This is a genomic window from Mesorhizobium sp. M9A.F.Ca.ET.002.03.1.2, assembly GCF_003952365.1.
GTDB lineage: Bacteria > Pseudomonadota > Alphaproteobacteria > Rhizobiales > Rhizobiaceae > Mesorhizobium.
Genome location: NZ_CP034443.1, coordinates 750,393 through 772,419 on the forward strand (window position 1 = coordinate 750,393; position 22,027 = coordinate 772,419).

Here is a 22,027-nt window from a genome sequence, read left to right on the forward strand (position 1 = left end):
CGTAATGTGTGCTTTTTCACCTACTAAACGCCGTATTTCGGGGTTAACGATAAGATGATGGACGCGCGCGACTCGACCGGAACCGCTGGACAGTTGCCCTTGGTGATTACGCGTTCCCGTGAGCGCGCCAAGTCCAGCCGATTGGTCGGCGCGTTACGCATCTCCGCTCTTTTTCTGCTCCTGCTGGCAACGCTGTTTGCCGGCGGTTTCGGCTGGTTCGCCAGCACCGTCAGCCATCTCACGACGCCCGCCAATCCGGCAAAGGCCGATGCCATCATCGTGCTGACCGGCGGCCACTCGCGTCTCGACGCCGCTATGGGCCTGCTTGCCTCCGGGAAGGGCGAGCGGCTGCTGATCAGCGGCGTGCATCCTTCCGCCAGCCGCCGCCAGCTTCAGGTCGCAACCCGCGGCGACAAGAGATTGTTTTCCTGCTGCGTCGACATCGACCGCGCCGCGCTCGACACGATCGGCAATGCCGAGGAAAGCGCCAAATGGGTGGAGGACCATGCCTATGGCACCGTGATCCTCGTCACCAACAACTATCACATGCCGCGCAGCCTGCTGGAAATGGGCCGGCTGCTGCGCAACGCCAAGCTCGAGCCCTATCCGGTGGTCAACAGCAATCTTGGCAATGGCGGCTGGCTGATCAAGCCCAGAGCCTTGCGCGTGCTGTTCACCGAATACAACAAATATCTGCTGGCGCTGGCGCGCGGCATCGTGCCGGTGAAGCCAACGCCAACCGGCATCGCGCTCGCAGAAATTTCGACAGCAGAAGACTGAGCAGTCTGCGCATCGTGCCTCATCCACGCAGGCGCGCGATCTCCTGTTCGAGCCATTCGATACGCTTGTCCCGCTCGGCCAGCGCCGCCGCCACATCAGCGGCTTCGAAACGCTGCGGAATGTGCTGCGGGCAATTGGAATCCCAGGCCGAAACCGTAAACAGGATGATTTGCTCGGGGCGCGCCTTGTAGCCTTCCGGCATCAGCTTCGCCATCAGTTCAGGGTCGTCCTCGACGACACGCGCGCTGCCCCAGATCTTGATGCGCTGCCGGTGGGCATAGTCGATCAGGAACAGGAAAGCGCGGGGGTTGTCGTCGAGATTGCCCTGGGTGATGAATTGCCTGTTGCCGGAGAAATCCGTGAAGCCGATCGTCCGCTCGTCGAGCACCTTGAGGAAGCCGGCCGGCCCGCCGCGATGCTGGATGTAGGGCTGGCCGTCACCATTGGCCGTCGACAGGAAGACGCTGGTCTGCGCCTCGATGAAGGCGGCGAGATCGGGCGTGATATCAGCTTGCCAGCCGCCACGCTCCTCAACACGGGCATAGGCATCACGTGAGCCTTTGCGGGCCTGGATCGCCTTGACGGTTGGCGTAAAGGCGACATCGCTGGTGAAGACGTGAGCGTTCATGGAAAGCCTCCTTCAAAGGCCGAGTTCCGTCAGAGACGGATGGTCGTCCGGCCGGCGGCCGAGCGGCCAATGATATTTGCGGTCGGCCTCGCGGATCGGCAGGTCGTTGATGCTGGCGATGCGCAAGCGCATCAATCCATGTTCGTCGAACTCCCAGTTCTCGTTGCCGTAGCTGCGAAACCACGAGCCGCTGTCGTCGTGCCATTCATAAGCGAAACGCACGGCGATACGATTGTCGCGGAAGGCCCAGACCTCCTTGATGAGCCGGTAGTCGCGTTCGCGACCCCATTTGCGTGTGAGGAAGGTCTGGATGGCATCGCGCCCTTGCAGGAACTCGGCCCGGTTGCGCCAGCGACTGTCGATTGTGTACGCAAGCGCGACCCGTGCCGGATCACGGGAGTTCCAGGCATCCTCCGCCATGCGTGCCTTCTGTGCGGCGGTCTCGGCGGTGAATGGCGGGAGCGGCGGGCGGCTTTCAGCCATGGGAACTCCTTGCGATGGGCTCACGGTTGCTGAATTCAAGCTGCCCTGCGGGCAGAAACGACCGGAAAGTCGATCTCCGTCCTGGCAACCTCATTGATATAATTGGTCCAGACATTGAGAGCGACATGCTGGACGATCTCGATAATCTGCGCATCGTCGTAGCCTGCGAGCCTGACGGCGCTGAGATCCTCGTCATCGATATGTCCACGGTCGCGCGCAATCTTAGCGGCGAAACGCACCGCTGCGGCGGCCTTGGGGTCGTTGGACCCACCGCCGCGATTGGCGACCATCTCGGCATCGTCAAGCTTGGCGAGGTTCTTGCCGAGATAGGTGTGGGCGGAAAGGCAGTAGCTGCAGCCATTGATCTCGGCGACCGCCAGAGCGATGCGCTCGCGCGTCGGCGCGGGAAGGCGGCCCTTGGCAAGCGCTCCGGACAGACTGAGATAGCCTTCCAGCGCAGCCGGGCTATTGGAAATGAGCCTGAAGAGATTTGGGACAACGCCGAGTTGCTTCTCGACGGCATGCAACATCGGCTGCGACGCAGCAGGCGCGGCCTCTATGGACGCAGGTGTAGAGATACGGGGCATGGGCATTTCCTTCTCATCGATCAGCTTCGCCACCAAACATGCCCCCTTCCATGTTTCGGATGTAGGTGTCATATTTGCAATTGATCCTTCCATTTTTCGGGAGAACCATGGATCGCCTCGAGGCCATGTCGCTTTTCGTCGCCGCGGTGGAGGCCGGCAGCCTTTCGGCCGCCGGACGCCGTTTCGACATCCCACTTGCAACGGTCAGCCGCAAGGTCTCCGACCTGGAGCGGCATCTGAAGACGCGTCTCCTGAACCGCTCGACGCGGCAGCTGACGCTGACCGACGCGGGTTACGCCTACCTCGCTGCCTGCCGTCGCATTCTCGACGAGGTCGGCGAGGCCGAGCGGACCGCCGCCGGCGAATACATCGCCCCGACGGGCGAACTGATCATCACCGCACCGATCGTCTTTGGCCGCCTGCATGTGCTGCCGGTCGTCACCGGCTTCCTCGCCGCCTACCCCGACGTGGCTATCCGCCTGATGCTCGCAGACCGGATAACCCAGTTGAGCGAGGAGCACATCGATCTCGCCGTCCGCATAGGCGAGCTTCCCGACTCGAGTCTGGTGGCCACCCGCATCGGCTCGATCCGGCGCGTTGTTTGCGCGAGCCCGGCCTATCTGGCCGAGCACGGCATGCCGGAGACCCCGAGAGACCTCGCGGCACATAGCTGCATCACCTTCGAGGGGCTCACCGCTCCCGCGGCATGGACTTTTGCCACCGGCAAGACCGAGCTCGCTGTTCCGATCCGCTCACGGCTTCGGGTCAACACCGCGGAAGCGGCGGTCGATGCCGCGGTTGCCGGCGCCGGGATGACGAGGGTGCTTTCCTACCAGATCACAGCTGCGGTGCGGGCGGGCACACTCCGCGCCGTGCTGCAGGCATTCGAGCCGCAGCCATGGCCGGTCAGTCTCGTGCATGCCGGCCAGGGTCTGCTGCCGGTGAAACTGCGTGCGTTCCTCGATTTCGCCGCCCCACGCCTGAAGAAGCGGCTGGTGCAAGCGACGTGGCAGGCCTGACGAGCGGATAGCGCTCATCAAATCGGATCGATATCCGTCCTCGCACCGTTTCCTTTTTGCCCGCGCTTGGTGTAACCAACGCACACCTCCTCACCGGGCGCTTCCCACATGCTCCAAATCCGCTCGCTGGCGTTCAATCTCGTCTTCTACGTCAATCTGATCGCCCAGATGATCCTCTGGACCCCGTACTATTTCCTGTCGCCGCGCCACTGGGCCTGGTTCGTGCCGAAATTCTGGTCGCGCACATGCATGTGGCTCTACGACAAGATCGCCGGCACCAAAAGCGAGATCACCGGCCAGGAAAACCTGCCCGAGGGATCCTTTATCCTGGCGCCGAAGCACCAGTCCTTCTGGGATGCGATCGCCTTCTTCCCCTTCCTGCAGGATCCGCTCTACATCCTGAAGCGGGAACTGACCTGGATCCCGTTCTTCGGCTGGTACATCTTGAAAATGCGGATGATCCCGGTCGACCGCGGCAGCCGCTCGAAAGCACTGAAGGCAGTCGTCGCCGCGACCAGGCAGGAACTGGCGCGCAATCCCCGCCAGCTGATCATCTATCCCGAGGGCACGCGCCGGGCGCCGGGTGACGAGCCGGCCTATAAATACGGCATCGTCGAAATCTATGCGCAGCTTGGCGTCCCGGTGGTGCCGGTCGCCCATGTCGCCGGCCTCTACTGGCCGCGCCGGAAATTCCTGCGTTATCCCGGCACGATCAAGGCCCGCTTCCTGCCGGCGATTCCGCCGGGCCTCGGCAAGGAGGAATTCATGGAACGGCTAATCGGCGAGACGGAAGCCGCCTGCGACCAGTTGCTTGTCGAGGCGTCCCGTGCGCCGAACCCGCCGCCCATGCCGCCGACGGCGGTGAAGCGGCTGAGGGAACTGACCTCCGATACCCCGGCCTGAACCCCTTGCCTGATCGATAGGTCCCCCTAGGGAACCACGGCCAGCACCGTGGCCAAAACCAGCGTCGCCGCGAACGTCAGATTGATGATCCGCGAGACCAGCGGTTTGCGCAGGAAGCGCGCAAACGCTGCCCCGGCGAGAAGCCACAGAGCATGGATAGCGACGGCGCAGCCTGCCAACGATCTTCGCGACCGGCGTTGCCCTCAATCTCGGCAATCCGAAAATGCCGCTGTTTTATATCGGCATCGATGAGGTTGATGGCAGGCGTCGGCTAGGCTGCCAGATAGCTGGCTGCGCATCTGGATAGCGGCGGCCCTTGTCGCACGATGGCAATTTTACTATGTTGATAGCATCGCCATCAATTACCCGGAAAAGCTATCAGATGCCCGCCGTCACCATTCGTAACCTGTCCGAGGAAGCACACCGCGCCCTCAAGGTGCGCGCGGCCCATCATGGTCGTAGCACCGAGGCCGAAATACGCGACATTCTGGAAGCGGCGGTTCGCCCCGCCAACCGCATTCGTATCGGCTCCGCCTTGTCGGCGTTGAGCCGCGACGCCGGGCTGACCAATGCCGATTTCGAGGCGCTGGAAGAGGGCTGCGACAGGACGCCCGCCACGCCGATGAGCTTCGAATGATCGTTCTGGACACGAATGTCGTCTCCGAGGCGATGAAGCCAGAGCCGGCCCCCATCGTTCGCGGCTGGCTGGACGAGCAGGCTGCTGAAACCCTCTATCTCTCCAGCGTGACCATCGCCGAACTGCTGTTCGGCACCGGTGCGCTACCTGATGGGCGACGCAAGCAGAAGCTCGCGACGACGCTAGACGGGCTTCTCGGCCTCTTCGACGGCAGAATCCTCCCTTTCGATACAGATGCCGCCCGTCATTATGCCGACCTGGCCGTCGCAGCCCACAACGCGGGCAAGGGTTTTCCCACGCCCAACGGATATATCGCGGCCATCGCGACGGCCCACGGCTTCGCGGTTGCGACCCGCGACGCCAGTGCCTTCATTGCGGCAGGCGTCCCGGTGATTGACCCTTGGAAGCCCGGACACTGAGGGCCGCGTTTTGACGATGGAAACCACGATCCTATTGCTGCTGATCGGCTTCGGGGCCGGTTTTTACATCCGGGGCCTGCGTGCAAGGACCGAAGCCGCGAACACGAAAACGCCACGCCGATGCGCTCGATCAACAGATCGGCACACTCCAGCGCGAGATCGTCGCGATGCACAACACCGGATCCCGAAGACTGGGCGAGGTTGCCCGCCGCAAGCGCTTCTTCGAGGAAAACGACATTTCTGACGTCGAGGAAGGGGCAGGACCATGAGTTGGGACCGTTGCGGCCAACTTCTGACGGAACGGTGCTGTCAACGCCGGGAAGCCGGAAGCTACACCAGCCTGATCGAGGCCGAGGATGGCGAAGATCACAACCTAATCTGGTCCCGCCGCAACGGCGACTGAGGCCAGAACCTCAGGAAGTCCTGCTCGGCCGAGCGGTCTGGCTTCCGATACCCCCGGCCTGACCGGCAAAGATGCTTACCGAACCACGGCCAGCACCGTGGCCAAAACCAGTGTCGCTGCGAACGTCAGATTGATGATTCGCGAAGCCAGCGGCTTGCGCAGGAAGCGCGCAAACGCTGCCCCGGCGAGAAGCCACAGAGCATGGATGGCGACGATCATCACGGCAAGGACCGCCAGCTTGAGCCCTGCGTCGAGCTCACTGGCGGATGACGTGCCGGCGAATACGGCGGCAATCGCCACATAGGCTTTTGGGTTCGCGACAGCCAGAAGAAACCCGCCCAGGAACGTGGGAAGTGCCGCCCCGCCGGCACGCGCCGCCACAGGCGGAGCCGTTGCTATCTTGAATGCGAGGTAGAGGATGTAGGCTGCGGATGCCACAGCCAGGAGCGGTGCGAGGTTCGGCACGGAAGCAAGCATGGCCGTGATGCCCGTCGCCACGACCAGAAGCACGGCGACCGTGCCAAGAACAATGCCTGAGGCGTAGCGGAGCGAATCGCGCAGACCAAAGGCGGCACCAACCGCGGTGACGCTTATCGTCGCCGGCCCCGGACTGCCCATGACGACCGCCGATGCCAGGACAAGCGAGAGCAATTGCTGCCATAGGTACGGATGGGAAAAAACCTGTCCGGCCATTGGATACCAGTATCCTACCGCGATGGGTCCGATGGTAGGGTAGGCAGATCAGGGGGTCTTGAACGATTGTGCGGGAAGCCCTCCGGCGCAGACCGCGCACGCGGTTGGCTGCTGTCTGAGCAGCCAACCGCTTCGCACAGCTTCTACACACTCGCGCTGTCGAGTTCGGCGATGTCGTCCGCACTGAGCTTCAGCGATGCGGCGCGGACGAGGCTGTCGACCTGGTCCAGCGTCGTGGCGCTGGCGATCGGCGCCGTGGCGCCGGGCCGCGCGATCACCCAGGCAAGCGCCACTTCCGCCTGCTTGGCCAAGTGGCGCGCCGACACGGCGTCGAGTGCTGCCAGGATGCGCATGCCGCGCGCATTGAGGTAGTCCTTCGCGTCGTCGCCACGCGCGCTTTTGCCGAGATCGGCATCGCTGCGGTACTTGCCGCTCAAAAACCCCTTGGCGAGGCTGAAATAGGTGATGACGCCGATATCCTCGGCCATGCACAGATCGCGGAGCGGCCCGTCGAAGGAGGCGCGATCGTAGAGATTGTATTCCGGCTGCAGCACCGCATAGCGCGGCAGGCCGCGCAGGCTTGCCACATCGAGCGCGGCGCGCAACTGGCCGGCATCGAGATTGGAGGCGCCGACGTGGCGGATCTTGCCTTTGGCGAGCAGCATCTGGTAGGCACCAAGCGTTTCCTCGTAGGGGATGGTCGGATCCGGCCAGTGCGACAGATAGAGATCGACGACATCGGTCTGCAGCCGCCTCAGCGACGCATCGATGGCCTTTTCGATATAGGCGGCGGAGAGGTCTTTCCTGCCCTGCCCCATATCCGACCCGACCTTGGTGACAACCACGACTTCGTCGCGGTTGCCACGGCTCTTCATCCATTTGCCGATGATGATTTCGGATTCGCCGCCCTCGTTGCCGGGCACCCAGCGCGAATAGGAATCGGCAGTGTCGATGGCGTTGAGGCCCGCGCCGACGAACCGGTCGAGCAGGTCGAAAGAAGTTTTCTCGTCGGCCGTCCAGCCGAAGACGTTGCCGCCCAAAACCAGCGGCGCGATGGACAGGTCGGTTTGACCGAGACGACGTTTCTGCAAGACTGATCTCCGTGGGGAATGGAAGGAACGGGCGAAAAGCCCTCGCCTAACCTAGGTCTTACCGCGCCGAGGTCAAAGGCCTGGCCGTCCTTTCGGGCGGACCAGTGCTTCACAAGGCCGCGACGCGCCGCGCTCCGCGTTCCAGCCGATGTCTACTGGCTCTGGCGCCGGTATTCGCCAGGCGGCAGTCCGACCATGCGGTTGAAAAGCCGGCTGAATGACGCCGTATCCCGGTATCCGACCTGGTAACATATCTCCGCGATGCCGAGCTTGGTGCTTTCAAGAAGTGTTTTCGCGACCTCGAGGCGCCGGTCTTGAATCCATCGGCCGGGAGTGGTGTGCAATTCATCGGAAAACCGGCGCGCCAACGTTCGCGGCGACAGGCCGAGCTGCGCTCCAAGGAAGGCAAGGTCAAGCGCTCCGAGCTGTTTTCTGGACAGGGCTTCGAGCCTGTCGCGGAACGGCTCTTGCGAAGGCAGCAGATCGGTGAGCGGGAACTCGTAGGGCGTCTGGATCTGCCGCGACGGCGGCAGCACCAGCAGTTTGCGAACCAGGCGCTCCTCTTTAGCGAAGCCGAGATCCCTGAGCAGCGCCTTGCCAAGCTCCAGGCCTGAAAAACCACCGCCGCAAGTGTAGATCCGCCCGTCCCCGATCAGGACACGTGAAGCGTCCCAACGCACTTTCGGAAAGCGGCGCTGAGCATCCGCCTTCAGCCACCAGGAGATCGTCGCGCGTTTTCGGTCAAGAAGACCGGCATCAGCCAAGAAATAACCGGCCCCGCAATGCGCGGCGACGATGGCGCCGTCGCGTTGCGCGCTTGCGATAAGCGGCGCGGCGTGGCGGCTCTCTTCCTCCAGCGCGGCAACAAGCTCCGGGATTTGCATGCCGGGCATGGCCAGGAGGATCAGCAGGTCCATGCGCTGCGAGGGTTCGTGTCTGGTGTGAAAGGAAATTCCAGGCGTCGTCGTGGCGTCGGCCTGCCGCGCCACGAATTCGAAGGAAATCGCCGGCGCGCCGCGAATGATGTTCACCAGCTCGAACATTTCGACAAGCGTCGCGGCAACGGCCGAATAGAAGGTCGACGGCAGCCAGATCACGGCGTGGAGGGGGCGGTTGTCCAAGATCACATCCTTCGAACAGGCAATATGGCAATTTTAGCATATAGATTGTCAAATCTGCCAATTCCGATTTGTGCCGGCGGCCTTAGGTTCCGCGATGCCGATGAAAACGTCGGTGCAAGCAATCTGGTCACGTCCAGGCTGCTTGCCCCAGATCGCCCGTTATTGGAGACCGCCATGAAAGCAATCGTGTTCGACGCAATCGGCTCCCCGCGGGACGTGCTCTATCTGGACGACGTTCCCGTTCCGCGAATTGGCGACGGCGAGGTGCTGGTCAGGATGGTCTCCGCCTCGGTCAATCCTGGCGACTTTCTGTTCATCCAGAACCTCTATCCCGAACCGAAGAAGCCGCATTTTCCCCGGCAGATCGCCGGAAACCATGGCGCCGGCATTGTCGAGGCCGTGGGCGCGAACGTCGCCTTGAACCCGGGCACGCTCGTCGCATTCAGCTACTACAACAGCTGGGCCGAATATGCGGCCGTTCCGGCCGAATGGCTGATCCCGCTGCCCGCCGACTATCCGGTCGAACGTGCCGGGCAGATGGTGAACCCCATCACCGCCTGGGACCTGCTGGCGGATTCCCGTGTGCAGCCCGGACAGTGGCTGGCCGTCACGGCCGGCTATTCGTCGGTTTCGACGATGGTAATGCAATTCGCCCAACGGCGCGGCATCAACGTGATCGCGCTGGTGCGACGCGCTTACAACAGGCTGGACCTGAAGGCGCTTGGTGCCACAGCCATCCTCGATCTGTCGGGTTTGACGGTCGGCATAAGGGAAGCGGTCATGGACATGACCGACGGCGCCGAGCTGAACGGGATCATCGATAATGTCGGCGGCCCCGCCAGTGGCGAATTGATCCGCACCCTCGCGATGGGCGGTCAGATGATCATCAATGGCGGTATGAGCACCGAGCGTTTCGAACTGCACAATTTCGACGTGCTGCTGAGCGGCGTCGAGATCAGGGCAAATATCTACCGCTACTTCTTTTCGCCGCCTGTCGAAGCCGACCGACCAGTGTTGCACGAGATTGTCGACATCTTCGGCCAATCCGATTTCCATGTCCCTGTCGGCGGCATCCATCCGCTGGCGGAGTTCGAGCTCGCTGTGACAAACAGTCTGGATCGCGCGGATCTCGGAAAGCAGATTTTCAGGATGTAGCTGGGCAACAAGAGATCACGATCCGATCCGTTTCGCCACCTCTTCCAGCCAGTGATCGCGGATCCCCAGCGCCTCGAGGTGCTCCAGCGTGCTGGACACGTAGTCCTCGTTCTTTCCCGACAGGCCGACGGCGCCGCGAACGACGGTCGCCGCATCGGCCGCATCGAGCGCGCCGGCATATTGCTCGTGGCTACGGTCGACGACATAGGCGACCGCCAAGGCCATCTCGCACCCACCCTTATCGTCACCGTCGAGGCGAATGCTAAGCATGCGCTCGACATAGACATTGGTGACCAGCTCGCGCTCGCGCAGATAGGTGATGACCTCGTTGCGCAGATCGCCGGGAACGCGGAAAGCCAGCCCGATGCAGGAGCCGCCACGATCGAGGCCGAGCACCAGGCCGGGCCGTTCGCGCGTGCCGCGATGCACGAACGAGTAAACGCACAGCGACCGGCGGTAGCCGTGAAGGCGGGCGCGGCGCGTCTCGACATGCGCGAATCCCGGCCGCCAGATCAGCGAACCGTAGCCAAAAACCCAAAAATCGCCCATATCGCCAAGCCTGATTGCAGCACCGCACCGGAATCGGTGTTTTCTTCGACCCGCCTCCGTCTATCTGTTGTTGCCGGAAACGACAGCCCGCCCGCAACACTCGCGTTAACGAAAGCTGCAGCATGACGTCAAGTGACGAGCGCCCGCCGAATTTTCGCCGCCGCCTCCTCTGGCTTGGCGCTTTCATCGTGGTGCTGTTCGGCCTCTACAGCGCCGGCTGGTTCTACCTGGCAGACAAGGTCAAGAGCGAAGCCGACAAAGCAGTGGCCGAGCTCAACGGCAATGGCATCGAGGCGGACTGCGCCAATCTCACGATCAGCGGCTATCCGCTGAGCTTCGCCGTCTCCTGCGACAGTCTGGCTTATCAGGACGACACCAGGAACGTCGCCGCCTCGCTCGGCAGCCTCAACGCAGTCACGCACGTCACCCAGATCCTGTCGCCTGGCGCCGACCTGCGGGGGCCGCTCAGGACCTCCGTTCCGGGGATGGCGCCGCTGTGGATCGACTGGGACACGCTGCGAGCGAACGTGAAACTGTCCTGGCCGCTGCCCCGGCGCGTTTCACTGGAGGCCGAGGGCCTGTCCGCCCAGACCGATCCGGCGGACGGCACAGACCCGGTCGAGCTGTTCAGCGCCGGGACGGCGGCCGGACAGCTGCATCCGAATGGCCAGGACATCGACTATGCCGGGAGTTTTACCGATCTCGAAATCGACCCGCAGGCGATCGATGGCCGCGTGTTGCCGCCGCTCGACGGCGGCGGCGATGTGACGCTGAAGAACGGCGTGGCGCTGATCAAGACCCAGCCAAGGAGCCTGCGCGGCCAGGCTGTCGACATCGGCAAGCTCGATCTGTCGTCGGGAACCGCGCGCATCACCGTTTCCGGCCCGGTGTCGGTCGATGCCGACGGGCTGATCGACGCTGATCTGATGATCAAGCTCAGCGACCCGAAGGCCGTTGCGGCAATTCTCGGCAAGGCCATCCCCGAGCAGAAGAGCCAGATCAAAACGGGCTTTTCCGGATTGGCGCTGCTTGGCAACGAACCGTCGATGCCCCTCAAGATCGTCAAGGGCAAGGCCTCGCTCGGTTTCATCCCGCTGGGCAAGATCAAGCCGGTCGATTAAACCATGATCCCGAACGTTCGGTTCGGAAAAGATCATGGTCAAACAGGAAGATAGATGAACAGCCCGGTGAAGCTCCTCAGTGTTGGCGCGCTGACGCTCGATACGATCCTTCGCGTCGACACGCTTCCGACACATCAGGGCAAGTTCATCGCGTCCGACGGCCTCCAGATCGCCTCGGGCATGGCTTCGAGCGCGGCCTGCGCCGCACGCCGCCTCGGCGCCGAAGTGTCGCTGTGGGCAAGCGCAGGGGATGACGCCGTCGGCGATCAACTGGTCGCCGGGATCGAGGCCGAAGGCGTGGATTGCAGCCTTGTCCGGCGCGTCACCGGTGCGCGGTCGGCGCTGTCGGCCATCCTGATCGACACGCATGGCGAGCGCATCATCGTTCCTTTCTATGACAAGCTCGCCCAGGCCGCCCCCGGGGCGCTCCCAACCCAAGACCTCTCGGCATTCGACGCCGTCCTGGTCGACGTGCGTTGGCCAGGTGCAGCGGCTTTGGCCCTGGCGGCGGCGCGCGCAATCGGCCGTCCGGCCATACTGGACGCCGACACCGCGCCACGGGACGTGCTGGAACGCCTGTTTCCGCTGGCCTCGCACATCGTCGCATCGGAGCCGGCGGCGTTCATCCTCTGCGGCGAGGAGCGAGGTCCGCAAAAGGCCTGTGAAGCGCTGGCCAGGCGCACCGATGCTTTCGTCGCCGTGACGGGCGGCGCGGCAGGAAGCTGGTGGTTCGACCGCTCGGTGGGCTCCGTGCGCCATGTCGCGGCGCCGAGGATCAAGGCCGTGGATACGCTTGCCGCCGGCGACGTGTTTCACGGCGCCTTCGCCGTCGGACTGGCGGAAGCCATGCCGATCGAACGGGCATTGCGGTTTGCCAGCGCCGCCGCCGCGCTCAAATGCCTGCGCTTCGGCGGCAGGCTGGGCGCACCGGACAGGGCCGAGACGTTGGCAATGATGGCGGCTCACTGGCCGGCCTGAGAGAGCCTATCCCTTGGCCGGGTGCTCGACCGCCTGCCGGCCGAAATCCGGCACGTCGATGTCCTGGCCGGCCTCGATGATCGAGCGGCGGACGGCGCGGGTGCGGGTGAACAGGTCGAACAGCTTTTCGCCGTCGCCCCAGCGGATCGCCCGCTGCAGCGAGGCCAGATCTTCCGAGAACCGCGCCAGCATTTCGAGGATGGCGTCCTTGTTGTGCAGGCAGACGTCCCGCCACATGGTCGGGTCGGAAGCGGCAAGGCGGGTGAAGTCACGAAAGCCGGAGGCCGAATATTTGATGACCTCGGACTTGGTCACCGACTGCAGATCGTCGGCGGTGCCGACGATGTTGTAGGCGATGATGTGCGGCAGATGCGAGACGATGGCCAGCGTCATGTCGTGATGTTGGGGATCCATCGTGTCGATGTTGGAGCCGCAGCGGCGCCAGAATTCCGAGAGCTTTTCCAGCGCCGCCGGATCGGTGCCGGGCAATGGCGTGAAGATGCACCAGCGGTTTTCGAACAGCTCGGCAAAGCCGGCATCCGGACCCGATTTTTCAGTGCCGGCCAGCGGATGGCCGGGAATGAAATGCACGCCATCAGGCACATGCGGCTCAATCTGCGCAATGACCGACGCCTTGGTCGAGCCGACATCGGTGAGGATGGCGCCCTGCTTCAGCGCCGGTGCGATTTCCTCGGCGACCTCGCCCGAAGCGCCGACCGGCACCGAGACGATGACCAGGTCGGCATCGCGGACCGCCTCTTTCGCATCCATCGTGTAGGAGGTGCCGAGGTCCAGTTCGCTTGCCCGCGCCAGCGTCGCTTCGCTGCGCGTCGAGATGGCAACGTGGCGGGCAAGGCCTTCGCGGCGGATGACGCGGGCCAGCGACGAGCCGATCAGGCCAATGCCGACAAGCGCGATCTTTTCGAACATCGGTGATGTCATTGGTTCAGCTTTTCAAAAATGTCGTGAGGGCGGCGACAACGCCGCGATTGGCCTCTTCGGTGCCGATGCTCATGCGCAGTGCATTGGGGAAGCCGTAGCCGGAAACGCGCCGCAATATGTAGCCGCGCGCGGAGAGGTAATTGTCCGCAGCTTCAGCCGAATGCTTTTTGTCCTCGGGAAAGTGGATGAGGACGAAATTGCCGACACTCGGCGTCACCCGCAGCCCGAGCCTGGTCAATTCCTCGCTCACCCATGATAGCCAGGTCTCGTTATGCGCCACGCTGCGCTCGACATGGGCACGGTCGCGGATCGCGGCAATGCCGGCCTCGATCGCCGTCGCGTTGACGTTGAAGGGACCCCGCACCCGGTTGATCGCGTCAATGATATGCATCGGCGCGTACATCCAGCCGATCCGCGCGCCGCCAAGGCCGAGCTTGGAGAAGGTGCGGGTCATGACCACGTTTTCCGCGCCGGCCACAAGTTCGACGCCGGCTTCATAGTCGTTGCGGCGAACATATTCGGCATAGGCGGCATCCAGCACCAGAAGCACGTTTCGGGGCAGGCCGGCATGCAGGCGGCGCACCTCCTGGAACGGCAGATAGGTGCCGGTCGGGTTGTTGGGATTGGCAAGGAAAATGATCCTGGTACGCGGCGTCACAGCAGCGAGGACCGCATCGACGTCGGCGCGTTCGTCGGTTTCCTTGACCGACACCGGGACAGCACCTGCCGACTGGATGTAGATCTTGTAGACCATGAAGCCGTGCTCGGTGATGACAGCTTCATCGCCGGGCGCGAGATAGGTCTGCGCAAGCAGGCCCAGAATTTCGTCGGAACCGTTGGAACAGATGATGTTCGCCGGATTGAGGCCATGCACCTCGGCGATCGCCTCGCGCAGGCGCCTGGCGGTGCCGTCGGGATATACGTCGAGTCTTGCCGCGACGTCGCGTGCGGCCTCTATCGCCTTCGGCGAGGGGCCGAGCGGGTTTTCGTTCGACGACAATTTGTGGACCTTGGCGACACCGGCCGGCGCCGTGCTTTTGCCCGGCACATAGGCCTCGATGTCCATGATCCCCGCGCGGGGCGTTGGACGTGCCTGATCCGATGCCTGGTTCATATTGCAAAAATCCGTCGAGAACGCTTCCGCTCGGAAGCCGCAGCGGAAATACAAGCCGTGGCCTGGAATGTCGAGAGGCGGCAATCATGGGTGAACGACTGGTCGTGTCGGCTGGCCGTTGACGCCGGGGCGCGCCGGTCCTAGAAGAGAGGCGAAATCCCGTGGTGATTTGGCCGGTCGGCTTGCAGCCACGTTAAACAACTCGCTAAAGGGCCGTTTGCATCCTGTAACCGGCTTTGCGAAGGCAACGCCGGTTTTTTGTTGTCCGTTGCCGGCCGGACAAACGCATCGGCCCGAAAATCGGTTCTGATTTTCGGAAAGCGCGATGGGTTAGTGTAAGAGGGACGCGATGGTCGCGCTGCGCGCTAAAAGAACCAACAACGAGGCCGACGAGCCGTCGAGCCCGGTGTTGCGTTTCGGTGCCGACAAGCCGCTCAAGCTCGACGCCGGCACGCTGCTGTCGCCGTTCCAGATCGCCTACAAGACCTACGGCACGCTCAACGAGGCCCGCTCCAACGCCATCCTCGTCTGCCATGCGCTGACCGGCGACCAGCATGTCGCCAGCACCAATCCAGTAACCGGCAAGCCTGGCTGGTGGGAAGTGCTGATCGGGCCCGGCAGGATCATCGACACCAGCCGCTTCTTCGTCATCTGTTCCAACGTCATCGGCGGCTGCCTCGGCTCCACCGGTCCCGCCTCGACCAATCCCGCCACCGGCAAGCCCTACGGGCTCGACCTGCCGATCATCACCATCCGCGACATGGTGCGGGCGCAGTTGATGCTGGTCGACCATTTCGGCATCGAAAAACTGTTCTCGGTGCTCGGCGGCTCGATGGGCGGCATGCAGGTGCTGCAATGGGCGTCGAGCTATCCGGAGCGCGTTTTCTCGGCGCTGCCGATCGCCACCGGCGCGCGCCATTCCTCGCAGAACATCGCCTTCCATGAGGTCGGCCGGCAAGCGGTGATGGCCGATCCGGACTGGCATGGCGGCAAATATTTCGAGCACGGCAAGCGCCCGGAAAAAGGGCTGGCGGTGGCGCGCATGGCCGCTCACATCACCTATCTGTCGGAGGCGGCCCTGCACCGGAAATTCGGCCGCAACCTGCAGGACCGTGAAGCGCTCACCTTCGGTTTCGACGCCGACTTCCAGATCGAGAGCTATCTGCGCCATCAGGGCATGACCTTCGTCGACCGCTTCGACGCCAACTCCTACCTCTACATGACCAGGGCGATGGACTATTTCGACCTCGCCGCCGACCATGGCGGCCGGCTGGCCGACGCCTTCGCCGGCAACAAGACCCGTTTTTGCCTGGTCTCCTTCACAAGCGACTGGCTGTTCCCGACCGAGGAGAGCCGCTCGGTCGTTCACGCACTGAACGCGGCCGGCGCCTCGGTGTCCTTCGTCGAGATCGAGACCGATCGCGGCCACGACGCCTTCCTGCTCGACGAGCCGGAGCTGTTTGCCGCCATCAACGGCTTCATCGCCTCGGCGGCGCGCGCCAGGGGGCTCAGCGCATGACCAGTAGCGGACTTTTCGGATCAGGATCATGCGCCAGGCATCGCCGCATGACCCCTAAAAGTTGCGGACTTTTCGGATCAGGATCATGCGCCAAGCATCGCCGCATGACCCCGAAGAGTTGCAGACTTTTCGGATCGGGATCATGCGTCACGCAAGAGGCGAGACCATGAGTGTCAACCATGCCCAGCGCGTCGACCTCGAAGTCGTCGCCGACCTCATCCCGGCGCAGTCGCGGGTGCTGGACGTCGGCTCCGGTGACGGGCTGCTGCTCGAATTGCTGCAGGCAACGAAGCAGGTCGACGGCCGCGGGATGGAACTGTCGCAGCGCGGCGTCAACGAATGCGTGGCGCGCGGCCTGTCGGTCATCCAGGGCGACGCCGACAAGGACCTCGAATTCTATCCCGACAAGGGTTTTGATTTCGTCGTCCTGTCGCAGACCTTGCAGGCGACCCGCAACCCGAAGCTGGTGCTCGACGAATTGCTCAGGATCGGCAAGCACGCCATCGTCTCCTTCCCCAATTTCGGCCACTGGCGGGTGCGCCTCTCGCTGTTCCTCGACGGTCGGATGCCGGTGACCAAGGACCTGCCCTATTCCTGGTACGACACGCCCAACATCCATTTCTGCACCATCCGCGACTTCGTCAATCTCTGCGACGAGCTCGGCGCAACGGTGGAAAAGGCAACCGCGCTCGACGCCAATGGCCAGAAGATCGGCCTGTCGATGCCATGGTGGTTCTGGAATTTCTTTGGCCAGCAAGCGGTGTTCCTGCTGAGGCGTTAGGATCTGCTCGCGGCCGATCCTATTCAAGAACGTCGGTGGCCTTGTGTGGATGCCTGACGCCGTCGACGAAGAACACATCGGACTGGGAATTCTCGGTGCGCAGCGGCAATATCTCTTGATAGGCGGGCGAGCGGTACCATCCGCGCGCCTGCCGCATGTCTGGAAACTCGATGATGACAAGGTGCCCCGGCCAGGTGTTCTCAACCAGCTCCACCTCGCTACCATGCACAATGAAGCGACCGCCAAACGGCTCCAGTGTCGCATCGATCTTCTGCAGGTATTTGACGATTTGCGGCCCCGGCGTGACCTGGCGCATATGGGCGACGGCATAGGCAGTCATGACTGTACTCCCTGGTGGTTCGAAGCCGGACTACCGGCTTGATGGAAGCAGTTTGCCGAGATGTTGCGCACTGGTCGATTACTCCTGAGGTAATGATACCGAATACAGGAACCGCCCCCTTCCCAGCAAAATCTTAGCGATCAAGCTCCGGGAAATACGGATCGGAGAAAAACCGACGGTCGCGCTCGCCTTGCAAACAGTCGACCGGTGCCGCCGCTTCGATCCGGATCGGCCCGGGATCGGCCCAAGGACCGGCAACACCGCTGACCTCGAGGACCAGCTTGCGGCGTATGGCGGTCACGAATTCGGAGGCGGCATAGACCGGCAGCACGAAGGAGCCGGGCCCGCCGGTAACGCACTGGGCATAATATTGGTCGAGATGGCTGAAGCTGGGCGACGGGCTGATCAGGATCGGCAGGCCGTTGATGACGATGCCGTTTGCCAACGCGGCGTCGCGCGTCGTGGTGACGGGCATCCCGATATTGTTGGGGCCATCGCCAGAGATGTCTATGACGCGGCGTTCGCTCTCAAAAGCGGTTCCATCGAAAAGCTCCGCGCCGAAGGCGAGCGCACCGGAAATCGAGGTGCCGCGAAAGCTCCTGAAAGGGCGGGCCTCGATCTTGTCGGCGAAAGCGTCGGCGCTCTCTGCACCGTCGACAACCTGCCAGGCAATGACCGCATCGTCGCGGACGGTGCCCGCCCATTCGAAATAGGCGAGCGCAATGCGGCCGGTCGCACCCAAACGCACTGCCTTGATGAAGTCGGGGTGGCGCAGCGCCTCGACGTAACCGGCGCGCTGCAGGGCGAATTCCCTTTCGTCCATCGAGTGCGAAATGTCGACCGCCAGCACCAGTTCGACATCCACGGCAATGGTATCGGCGGGCGCGGCCAGTGGTGCTGCCTGAGCGCAGGCAAGGCAGGCAAGCAGGCTAATGCATGTCGCCCAAAAGTGTGCAGCGGTTTTGGGATGCCGACATGGATAGAAACAAAGGCCTAAAGCGCGTCGCATGGCTCCCTTCAATGGGACGCGCTTTAAGCGCGTCAAGCACCGGTCTAACGCCGCGGACTTCCGAACGACGCCGGCAATATTTCGCTGCGATCACGGCGAAATAAAGCTTGGCTGCGTATGACCGGCTATTCCTCTTGATAGGCTGGGACGATGGCTGGGGGTGGCTCGATCGCGCCGGCCTTGACGCGGACTGGCTTGAGGGCCGGCCGGTCGACGTCTTTCACGATCGTCAATGAGCGCGGAAAGAATTCAATGTTGTGCTGGCCACGGCCGATATTGAGGATCGCAGCGCCGGCAAGACGCGCCTTCAGCATCGACAGCACCCGCCTCAGCGTCGCACCGTCGAACGTATCCAGAGCCTCGTCGATGATCACCCATTTTGGCTGTCGCAAGGCGAGCCGAGCAAAGGCGAGCAGGCGTTGCTCGTCTTCGCCCAGTTCACGCTCCCAGCGCGCGGAGCGGTCGAGCGAGGACGACAGGCGCTCGAGACCGACCTCGGCAAGCACCGCCGAGATCTCGGCATCGTCCGCCGTGGTCGCGCCGTCGGCATGGTTGAGCACCTCGCGCAGCGTGCCGAGCGGGAAATAGGGAGTGCGCGGAACGAAGGCGGGCACTGCTCCGGCCGGCATGCCGATACGCCCGCTTCCCCACGGCCACAGACCGGCAATGGCGCGAAAGAGCAGCGTCTTGCCGGCGCGCGGCTCTCCCGTGATCATGATGCGCTCGCCGGCGCGGATTTCGACATGCGGCTCGGCGAGTTTCGTGCATCCATCCGGCGACGCAACCTCGAGTGCCTCGAATGTCAGGCTACCGTTTGGGTTCTCGCCGAACGCGATGCGCCTTTCTGTGTGGTGAAGCACGTCGGTTTCGCCAAGCGCAATGCGGAAGTCGGCGACCCGCATCAGCGTGGCCCGCCAATCGGCGATGCCGCCGATATTGTTGATGAACCAGCGCAGCGACGAGTGGACCTGGTTGAAGGCCCCGACCGCCATCATCAGCCCGCCGAAGCTGATATCGCCGGCGAAATAGACCGGCGCCGCGACCAGAATCGGCGCAACGACAGTGATCCAGCCATAGGTATCGGTCACCCAGGAGAGATTGATCTGGGCGCTGTAGATGCGCCGCATGGCACCGAGCAGGGTGCCAAGGTCGAGCTCAAGCCGTCGCTTAGCGTCAGCCTCGCCATGCGCAAGCGCGATGGCATCGACATTCTCGTTGACGCGGACCACCGAGGACCGCAGCTCCGCTTCACGCGTATAGCGGTCGTTGTTGAAGCGGATGAGCGGCCGTCCGACCAGCCAGCTCAGCCAGGAGGCGGTGCCGGCATAAAGGATCGCGGCCCACACCATGTAGCCTGGAATGGCCAGAGAATAGCCGCCGATATGGAAAACGAAGCCCGAAGACAGCGACCACAAGACGCCGACGAAGGAAACAAGCAGAATGAGCGACTGCAGCAGGCCGATGCCGAGACCGGTGGAAAGATCGGAGAGATGCCCGGAATCCTGCTGCATGCGCTGGTCGGGGTTGACGCCGATGGCGCCGGCGTTGGCGAGCCGGAAGGCGCGGCTCGGCCGCATCCATTCGTCGATCAGGTCGAGCGTCAGCGCCTCACGCAGCTTCAGCCGGATCATCTGGTCGAGCCAGGTCTGGCCGATATTGAGCACCACAAGCCCGCCGGCTATTGCCGCAAAGACAACAAGCTGATGCAGGAAGCCCTGCATGTCGCGGCGTGCGATCGCGTCATAGAAAGGCTGATTCCAACGGTTGAGCAGAATCTGTCCGATCGAGGTTGCCACAATGACGGCCATGATGCCTATCGACATCCACAGCAGCGTCTTGCGAGCCGGCGAGGTGGTCAGCGCCAGCCGGATTGTCGCCAGCTGATCGCGCAGGCTGCTGGCCTCGACCGACGCGGCACCTGGCCGTGCGTTGGCCTTGTCGTCCGGATGATCAGCCATGAGCGAGATCCTTGCATTCGAAAGTGGTGCTAACCCCGGTCACAGGTTTCGACGGGCACACCCGAACCCTGTCTTCGACAGATAGGTGAGAAAGAGCGCAATTGCCTTCACGAACGCGTCACTCCGGCGGCCAAGGCGATCGTCTTGCTTAAGACGTCCGACTGAGTCTCGTGGCGCCATGCGGCGAGAGCACCGGCACGAAGACGCGGCGGGAGGCGCGCTGGGCGACCGGCACGCCCTGATAGAGCCGCTTCTGCGCCTCGACCACGATGACGCCGGAAAAGATCGGCCAGAACCTGCGGCCGGCGCGCTCCAGCACATTGTGGAACCGCATCATGAAGCGTCGCCGCGATGGCGGGAAGAACAGGGCATCGGACCAGGCCGCGGGCGTGAAGTTTGCTTCGCGCAGCAGTTCGGTGAGCTGGCCGCGCGAGAACGGTCGGCCGCTGCCGAAAGGCGTATGCTCGAAACGGGCCCAGACACCGCGCCGGTTGGGCACGACGATGACGACGCGGCCGGCGGGCGACAGCACCCGCCAGATTTCGTTTAGCGTCTCGCGCGGGTTCTCGGCATGTTCGAGCGAATGGACGAGCAGCATGCGGTCGATGGAGGCATCGACCAGCGGCAATTCCTCGTCGAAGACCAGCGCGGTCGCGGTCGGCCCCGTGGCCGGCCAGACCACCGCGCCTTGCGTCGCCGGCATGAAGGCAAAGACGCGCTCCGCGTCTGCGCCGAACCGCTCCAGCCACGGCAAGGTGTAACCGAGGCCGACCAGCCGCTCATTGGGCACGACAGCCCATATCGAGGACAACGCCATGGTGATCGAGCGTTCGGCCAATCGCCCGAGCGTGGTCGAATAGAAGGAACGGAGATCGACGATATCGGAATACATGCGCGCGACGGTATCTTCGATGCTGCTCAAGTTCAACAAAGGCGGATGACATCCGCGGGCAAGCGCCCTATGTCTGCGGCGACAAGGGGCCGACGAAGGAGAGAGAGACGCGATGCCGGTTGAAATCGAACAATTCATGTGCCGCAGCGACAATTTCGGCGTGCTGGTGCATGACCCGAAGAGCGGCCAGACCGCGATCATCGACGCGCCCGAGGAGGCGCCGATCCTGGCCGCGATCGAGCGTACCGGCTGGACGCCGACCATGATCCTGACCACCCATCACCATGTCGACCATGTCGAGGCCAATCTGGCGCTGAAGGAACGCTTCAAGCTGCGCATCGTCGGACCGGAGGCGGAAAAGGCGAAGATCCCCGGCATCGACGAAACCGTCGAGCAAGGTTCGGTCATCCACCTCGGCGACGAGAGGATCGACGTGATCGCCACGCCCGGCCACACGGCAGGCCATGTCTCCTATCATCTGCCGACGTCGAAAGTGGCGTTCACCGCCGATACGCTGTTTGCGCTCGGCTGCGGCCGGCTGTTCGAATGCAAGCCGCCGGTGATGTACGATTCGTTGAAAAAGCTCGCCGCACTTCCGGCCGAGACGGTCGTCTATTGCGGCCATGAATACACGCTCGCCAACGCCCGCTTCGCGCTGACCGTCGACCCGACCAATTCGGCGTTGAAGGAGCGCGCCGCGAAAATCGAGGCGCTGCGTGCCGATGGCAAGCCGACGCTGCCGACCACGATCGGCGAGGAACTGTCGACCAATCCGTTCCTGCGCTGGCACGATCCGGCAATCCGCAAGCATCTCGGCATGGAGAAAGCCTCCGACGCCGAAGTGTTCGCCGAGATCCGCAAGCGCAAGGACAATTTCTGACATTTGATGATCTGGAAACCATGAA

General features: G+C 63.2%; 26 protein-coding genes, 1 pseudogene and 1 riboswitch. Of the genes and pseudogenes, 13 read left to right on the forward strand and 14 right to left on the reverse strand.

Going from position 1 to position 22,027, the window contains the following annotated elements:
• The first annotated feature begins 54 nt into the window (after positions 1-54).
• Entirely contained in the window at positions 55-780 is a 726-nt protein-coding gene (locus EJ066_RS03700) for a YdcF family protein (protein WP_126035010.1), read from the forward strand.
• A gap of 19 nt (positions 781-799) precedes the next feature.
• Here EJ066_RS03700 and EJ066_RS03705 read toward each other — a convergent pair whose 3' ends face one another.
• From EJ066_RS03705 to EJ066_RS03715, 3 genes are read right to left on the reverse strand one after another with little or no spacing between them, the layout of a single operon-like run.
• A complete protein-coding gene (locus EJ066_RS03705) occupies positions 800-1,408 on the reverse strand; it encodes a pyridoxamine 5'-phosphate oxidase family protein (protein WP_126035011.1) in 609 nt (202 codons plus the stop codon).
• A 12-nt stretch (positions 1,409-1,420) separates the two neighbouring features.
• Positions 1,421-1,891, reverse strand: coding sequence for a DUF1348 family protein (locus tag EJ066_RS03710; protein WP_065009936.1), 471 nt, complete (start codon positions 1,889-1,891; stop codon positions 1,421-1,423).
• A 35-nt stretch (positions 1,892-1,926) separates the two neighbouring features.
• On the reverse strand, positions 1,927-2,478 hold the full coding sequence (locus EJ066_RS03715; RefSeq protein WP_126035013.1) for a carboxymuconolactone decarboxylase family protein: 552 nt from the start codon (positions 2,476-2,478) through the stop codon (positions 1,927-1,929).
• Between the two features lie 107 nt (positions 2,479-2,585).
• On the opposite strand from EJ066_RS03715, the gene EJ066_RS03720 reads away from it, so the two are divergent.
• The gene (locus EJ066_RS03720; protein ID WP_126035015.1) at positions 2,586-3,497 is read left to right on the forward strand and encodes a LysR family transcriptional regulator; all 912 of its coding nucleotides are present in this window, start codon (positions 2,586-2,588) and stop codon (positions 3,495-3,497) included.
• A gap of 108 nt (positions 3,498-3,605) precedes the next feature.
• Positions 3,606-4,400: a 1-acyl-sn-glycerol-3-phosphate acyltransferase gene (locus EJ066_RS03725; protein ID WP_126035017.1), complete on the forward strand. Its 795-nt coding sequence runs from the start codon at positions 3,606-3,608 to the stop codon at positions 4,398-4,400.
• A 26-nt stretch (positions 4,401-4,426) separates the two neighbouring features.
• On the opposite strand, the gene EJ066_RS03730 is transcribed toward EJ066_RS03725, so the two are convergent.
• On the reverse strand, positions 4,427-4,579 hold the full coding sequence (locus EJ066_RS03730; protein WP_245455069.1) for a hypothetical protein: 153 nt from the start codon (positions 4,577-4,579) through the stop codon (positions 4,427-4,429).
• Here EJ066_RS03730 and EJ066_RS32520 point away from each other — a divergent pair.
• The 4 genes and pseudogenes from EJ066_RS32520 to EJ066_RS03750 form a co-directional block, all read left to right on the forward strand.
• Positions 4,564-4,641 (forward strand): annotated as a pseudogene (locus EJ066_RS32520) (LysE family translocator); the annotation flags it as partial. The gene EJ066_RS03730 and the pseudogene EJ066_RS32520 overlap by 16 nt on opposite strands.
• A 141-nt stretch (positions 4,642-4,782) precedes the next feature.
• Entirely contained in the window at positions 4,783-5,037 is a 255-nt protein-coding gene (locus EJ066_RS03740) for a plasmid stabilization protein (protein WP_126035019.1), read from the forward strand.
• Positions 5,034-5,456: a type II toxin-antitoxin system VapC family toxin gene (locus EJ066_RS03745; protein WP_126035021.1), complete on the forward strand. Its 423-nt coding sequence runs from the start codon at positions 5,034-5,036 to the stop codon at positions 5,454-5,456. Before EJ066_RS03740 ends, EJ066_RS03745 begins: the two co-directional genes overlap by 4 nt.
• A gap of 80 nt (positions 5,457-5,536) precedes the next feature.
• Positions 5,537-5,725 carry a hypothetical protein gene (locus EJ066_RS03750; protein ID WP_126035023.1) on the forward strand — a complete coding sequence of 63 codons (189 nt, stop codon included), beginning with the start codon at positions 5,537-5,539 and terminating at the stop codon, positions 5,723-5,725.
• A gap of 209 nt (positions 5,726-5,934) precedes the next feature.
• On the opposite strand, the gene EJ066_RS03755 is transcribed toward EJ066_RS03750, so the two are convergent.
• The 3 genes from EJ066_RS03755 to EJ066_RS03765 form a co-directional block, all read right to left on the reverse strand.
• Positions 5,935-6,552: a LysE family translocator gene (locus EJ066_RS03755; protein ID WP_126035025.1), complete on the reverse strand. Its 618-nt coding sequence runs from the start codon at positions 6,550-6,552 to the stop codon at positions 5,935-5,937.
• Positions 6,553-6,695: 143 nt separating this feature from the next.
• Complete coding sequence (locus EJ066_RS03760; protein WP_126035027.1) at positions 6,696-7,643, reverse strand: aldo/keto reductase; 948 nt, start codon at positions 7,641-7,643, stop codon at positions 6,696-6,698.
• Positions 7,644-7,795: 152 nt separating this feature from the next.
• Positions 7,796-8,764, reverse strand: coding sequence for a helix-turn-helix domain-containing protein (locus EJ066_RS03765; RefSeq protein ID WP_189644425.1), 969 nt, complete (start codon positions 8,762-8,764; stop codon positions 7,796-7,798).
• 174 nt (positions 8,765-8,938) lie between these two features.
• On the opposite strand from EJ066_RS03765, the gene EJ066_RS03770 reads away from it, so the two are divergent.
• A complete protein-coding gene (locus tag EJ066_RS03770; protein ID WP_189644426.1) occupies positions 8,939-9,919 on the forward strand; it encodes a zinc-binding dehydrogenase in 981 nt (326 codons plus the stop codon).
• Between the two features lie 15 nt (positions 9,920-9,934).
• On the opposite strand, the gene EJ066_RS03775 is transcribed toward EJ066_RS03770, so the two are convergent.
• Positions 9,935-10,468, reverse strand: coding sequence for a gamma-glutamylcyclotransferase (locus tag EJ066_RS03775; protein WP_126035033.1), 534 nt, complete (start codon positions 10,466-10,468; stop codon positions 9,935-9,937).
• Positions 10,469-10,590: 122 nt separating this feature from the next.
• Here EJ066_RS03775 and EJ066_RS03780 point away from each other — a divergent pair, with 122 nt between their 5' ends.
• Both EJ066_RS03780 and EJ066_RS03785 read left to right on the forward strand, forming a co-directional pair.
• A complete protein-coding gene (locus EJ066_RS03780) occupies positions 10,591-11,589 on the forward strand; it encodes a DUF2125 domain-containing protein (RefSeq protein ID WP_126035034.1) in 999 nt (332 codons plus the stop codon).
• 54 nt (positions 11,590-11,643) lie between these two features.
• The gene (locus EJ066_RS03785; RefSeq protein WP_126035036.1) at positions 11,644-12,567 is read left to right on the forward strand and encodes a PfkB family carbohydrate kinase; all 924 of its coding nucleotides are present in this window, start codon (positions 11,644-11,646) and stop codon (positions 12,565-12,567) included.
• A gap of 6 nt (positions 12,568-12,573) precedes the next feature.
• Here the strand turns inward: EJ066_RS03785 and EJ066_RS03790 are convergent, their stop codons facing one another.
• Together EJ066_RS03790 and hisC are read right to left on the reverse strand one after the other, a co-directional pair.
• Complete coding sequence (locus tag EJ066_RS03790; protein WP_189644427.1) at positions 12,574-13,509, reverse strand: prephenate/arogenate dehydrogenase family protein; 936 nt, start codon at positions 13,507-13,509, stop codon at positions 12,574-12,576.
• Positions 13,510-13,513: 4 nt separating this feature from the next.
• Entirely contained in the window at positions 13,514-14,623 is a 1,110-nt protein-coding gene (hisC, locus tag EJ066_RS03795; RefSeq protein ID WP_126035040.1) for a histidinol-phosphate transaminase, read from the reverse strand.
• Positions 14,624-14,774: 151 nt separating this feature from the next.
• Positions 14,775-14,852, forward strand: a riboswitch (SAM riboswitch).
• A gap of 120 nt (positions 14,853-14,972) precedes the next feature.
• Here hisC and EJ066_RS03800 point away from each other — a divergent pair.
• Together EJ066_RS03800 and metW are read left to right on the forward strand one after the other, a co-directional pair.
• Positions 14,973-16,142: a homoserine O-acetyltransferase gene (locus tag EJ066_RS03800; protein WP_126035042.1), complete on the forward strand. Its 1,170-nt coding sequence runs from the start codon at positions 14,973-14,975 to the stop codon at positions 16,140-16,142.
• Positions 16,143-16,308: 166 nt separating this feature from the next.
• Positions 16,309-16,923 carry a methionine biosynthesis protein MetW gene (gene metW, locus EJ066_RS03805; RefSeq protein ID WP_126043736.1) on the forward strand — a complete coding sequence of 205 codons (615 nt, stop codon included), beginning with the start codon at positions 16,309-16,311 and terminating at the stop codon, positions 16,921-16,923.
• A 19-nt stretch (positions 16,924-16,942) separates the two neighbouring features.
• Here the strand turns inward: metW and EJ066_RS03810 are convergent, their stop codons facing one another.
• The 4 genes from EJ066_RS03810 to EJ066_RS03825 form a co-directional block, all read right to left on the reverse strand.
• The gene (locus tag EJ066_RS03810) at positions 16,943-17,263 is read right to left on the reverse strand and encodes a DUF1330 domain-containing protein (RefSeq protein WP_126035044.1); all 321 of its coding nucleotides are present in this window, start codon (positions 17,261-17,263) and stop codon (positions 16,943-16,945) included.
• A 133-nt stretch (positions 17,264-17,396) separates the two neighbouring features.
• Complete coding sequence (locus EJ066_RS03815) at positions 17,397-18,128, reverse strand: DUF1194 domain-containing protein (protein WP_245455070.1); 732 nt, start codon at positions 18,126-18,128, stop codon at positions 17,397-17,399.
• A gap of 269 nt (positions 18,129-18,397) precedes the next feature.
• On the reverse strand, positions 18,398-20,230 hold the full coding sequence (locus EJ066_RS03820; RefSeq protein WP_126035048.1) for an ABC transporter ATP-binding protein/permease: 1,833 nt from the start codon (positions 20,228-20,230) through the stop codon (positions 18,398-18,400).
• Between the two features lie 148 nt (positions 20,231-20,378).
• A complete protein-coding gene (locus EJ066_RS03825; RefSeq protein WP_126043737.1) occupies positions 20,379-21,122 on the reverse strand; it encodes a class I SAM-dependent methyltransferase in 744 nt (247 codons plus the stop codon).
• Between the two features lie 112 nt (positions 21,123-21,234).
• Here EJ066_RS03825 and gloB point away from each other — a divergent pair, with 112 nt between their 5' ends.
• A complete protein-coding gene (gene gloB / locus EJ066_RS03830) occupies positions 21,235-22,002 on the forward strand; it encodes a hydroxyacylglutathione hydrolase (RefSeq protein WP_126035050.1) in 768 nt (255 codons plus the stop codon).
• Positions 22,003-22,027 lie beyond the last annotated feature (25 nt).

Bases quoted from the DNA above. Each gene is read 5' to 3' on its own strand.
- metW (WP_126043736.1), top strand. From the start codon at position 16,309: ATGAGTGTCAACCATGCCCAGCGCGTCGACCTCGAAGTCGTCGCCGAC.
- EJ066_RS03775 (WP_126035033.1), bottom strand. From the start codon at position 10,468: ATGGGCGATTTTTGGGTTTTTGGCTACGGTTCGCTGATCTGGCGGCCG.
- EJ066_RS03720 (WP_126035015.1), top strand. From the start codon at position 2,586: ATGGATCGCCTCGAGGCCATGTCGCTTTTCGTCGCCGCGGTGGAGGCC.
- gloB (WP_126035050.1), top strand. From the start codon at position 21,235: ATGCCGGTTGAAATCGAACAATTCATGTGCCGCAGCGACAATTTCGGC.
- EJ066_RS03810 (WP_126035044.1), bottom strand. From the start codon at position 17,263: ATGACTGCCTATGCCGTCGCCCATATGCGCCAGGTCACGCCGGGGCCG.
- EJ066_RS03770 (WP_189644426.1), top strand. From the start codon at position 8,939: ATGAAAGCAATCGTGTTCGACGCAATCGGCTCCCCGCGGGACGTGCTC.
- EJ066_RS03825 (WP_126043737.1), bottom strand. From the start codon at position 21,122: ATGTATTCCGATATCGTCGATCTCCGTTCCTTCTATTCGACCACGCTC.
- EJ066_RS03755 (WP_126035025.1), bottom strand. From the start codon at position 6,552: ATGGCCGGACAGGTTTTTTCCCATCCGTACCTATGGCAGCAATTGCTC.
- EJ066_RS03725 (WP_126035017.1), top strand. From the start codon at position 3,606: ATGCTCCAAATCCGCTCGCTGGCGTTCAATCTCGTCTTCTACGTCAAT.
- EJ066_RS03780 (WP_126035034.1), top strand. From the start codon at position 10,591: ATGACGTCAAGTGACGAGCGCCCGCCGAATTTTCGCCGCCGCCTCCTC.
- EJ066_RS03710 (WP_065009936.1), bottom strand. From the start codon at position 1,891: ATGGCTGAAAGCCGCCCGCCGCTCCCGCCATTCACCGCCGAGACCGCC.
- EJ066_RS03790 (WP_189644427.1), bottom strand. From the start codon at position 13,509: ATGACATCACCGATGTTCGAAAAGATCGCGCTTGTCGGCATTGGCCTG.
- hisC (WP_126035040.1), bottom strand. From the start codon at position 14,623: ATGAACCAGGCATCGGATCAGGCACGTCCAACGCCCCGCGCGGGGATC.
- EJ066_RS03700 (WP_126035010.1), top strand. From the start codon at position 55: ATGATGGACGCGCGCGACTCGACCGGAACCGCTGGACAGTTGCCCTTG.
- EJ066_RS03820 (WP_126035048.1), bottom strand. From the start codon at position 20,230: ATGGCTGATCATCCGGACGACAAGGCCAACGCACGGCCAGGTGCCGCG.
- EJ066_RS03705 (WP_126035011.1), bottom strand. From the start codon at position 1,408: ATGAACGCTCACGTCTTCACCAGCGATGTCGCCTTTACGCCAACCGTC.
- EJ066_RS03800 (WP_126035042.1), top strand. From the start codon at position 14,973: ATGGTCGCGCTGCGCGCTAAAAGAACCAACAACGAGGCCGACGAGCCG.
- EJ066_RS03715 (WP_126035013.1), bottom strand. From the start codon at position 2,478: ATGCCCCGTATCTCTACACCTGCGTCCATAGAGGCCGCGCCTGCTGCG.
- EJ066_RS03785 (WP_126035036.1), top strand. From the start codon at position 11,644: ATGAACAGCCCGGTGAAGCTCCTCAGTGTTGGCGCGCTGACGCTCGAT.
- EJ066_RS03740 (WP_126035019.1), top strand. From the start codon at position 4,783: ATGCCCGCCGTCACCATTCGTAACCTGTCCGAGGAAGCACACCGCGCC.
- EJ066_RS03745 (WP_126035021.1), top strand. From the start codon at position 5,034: ATGATCGTTCTGGACACGAATGTCGTCTCCGAGGCGATGAAGCCAGAG.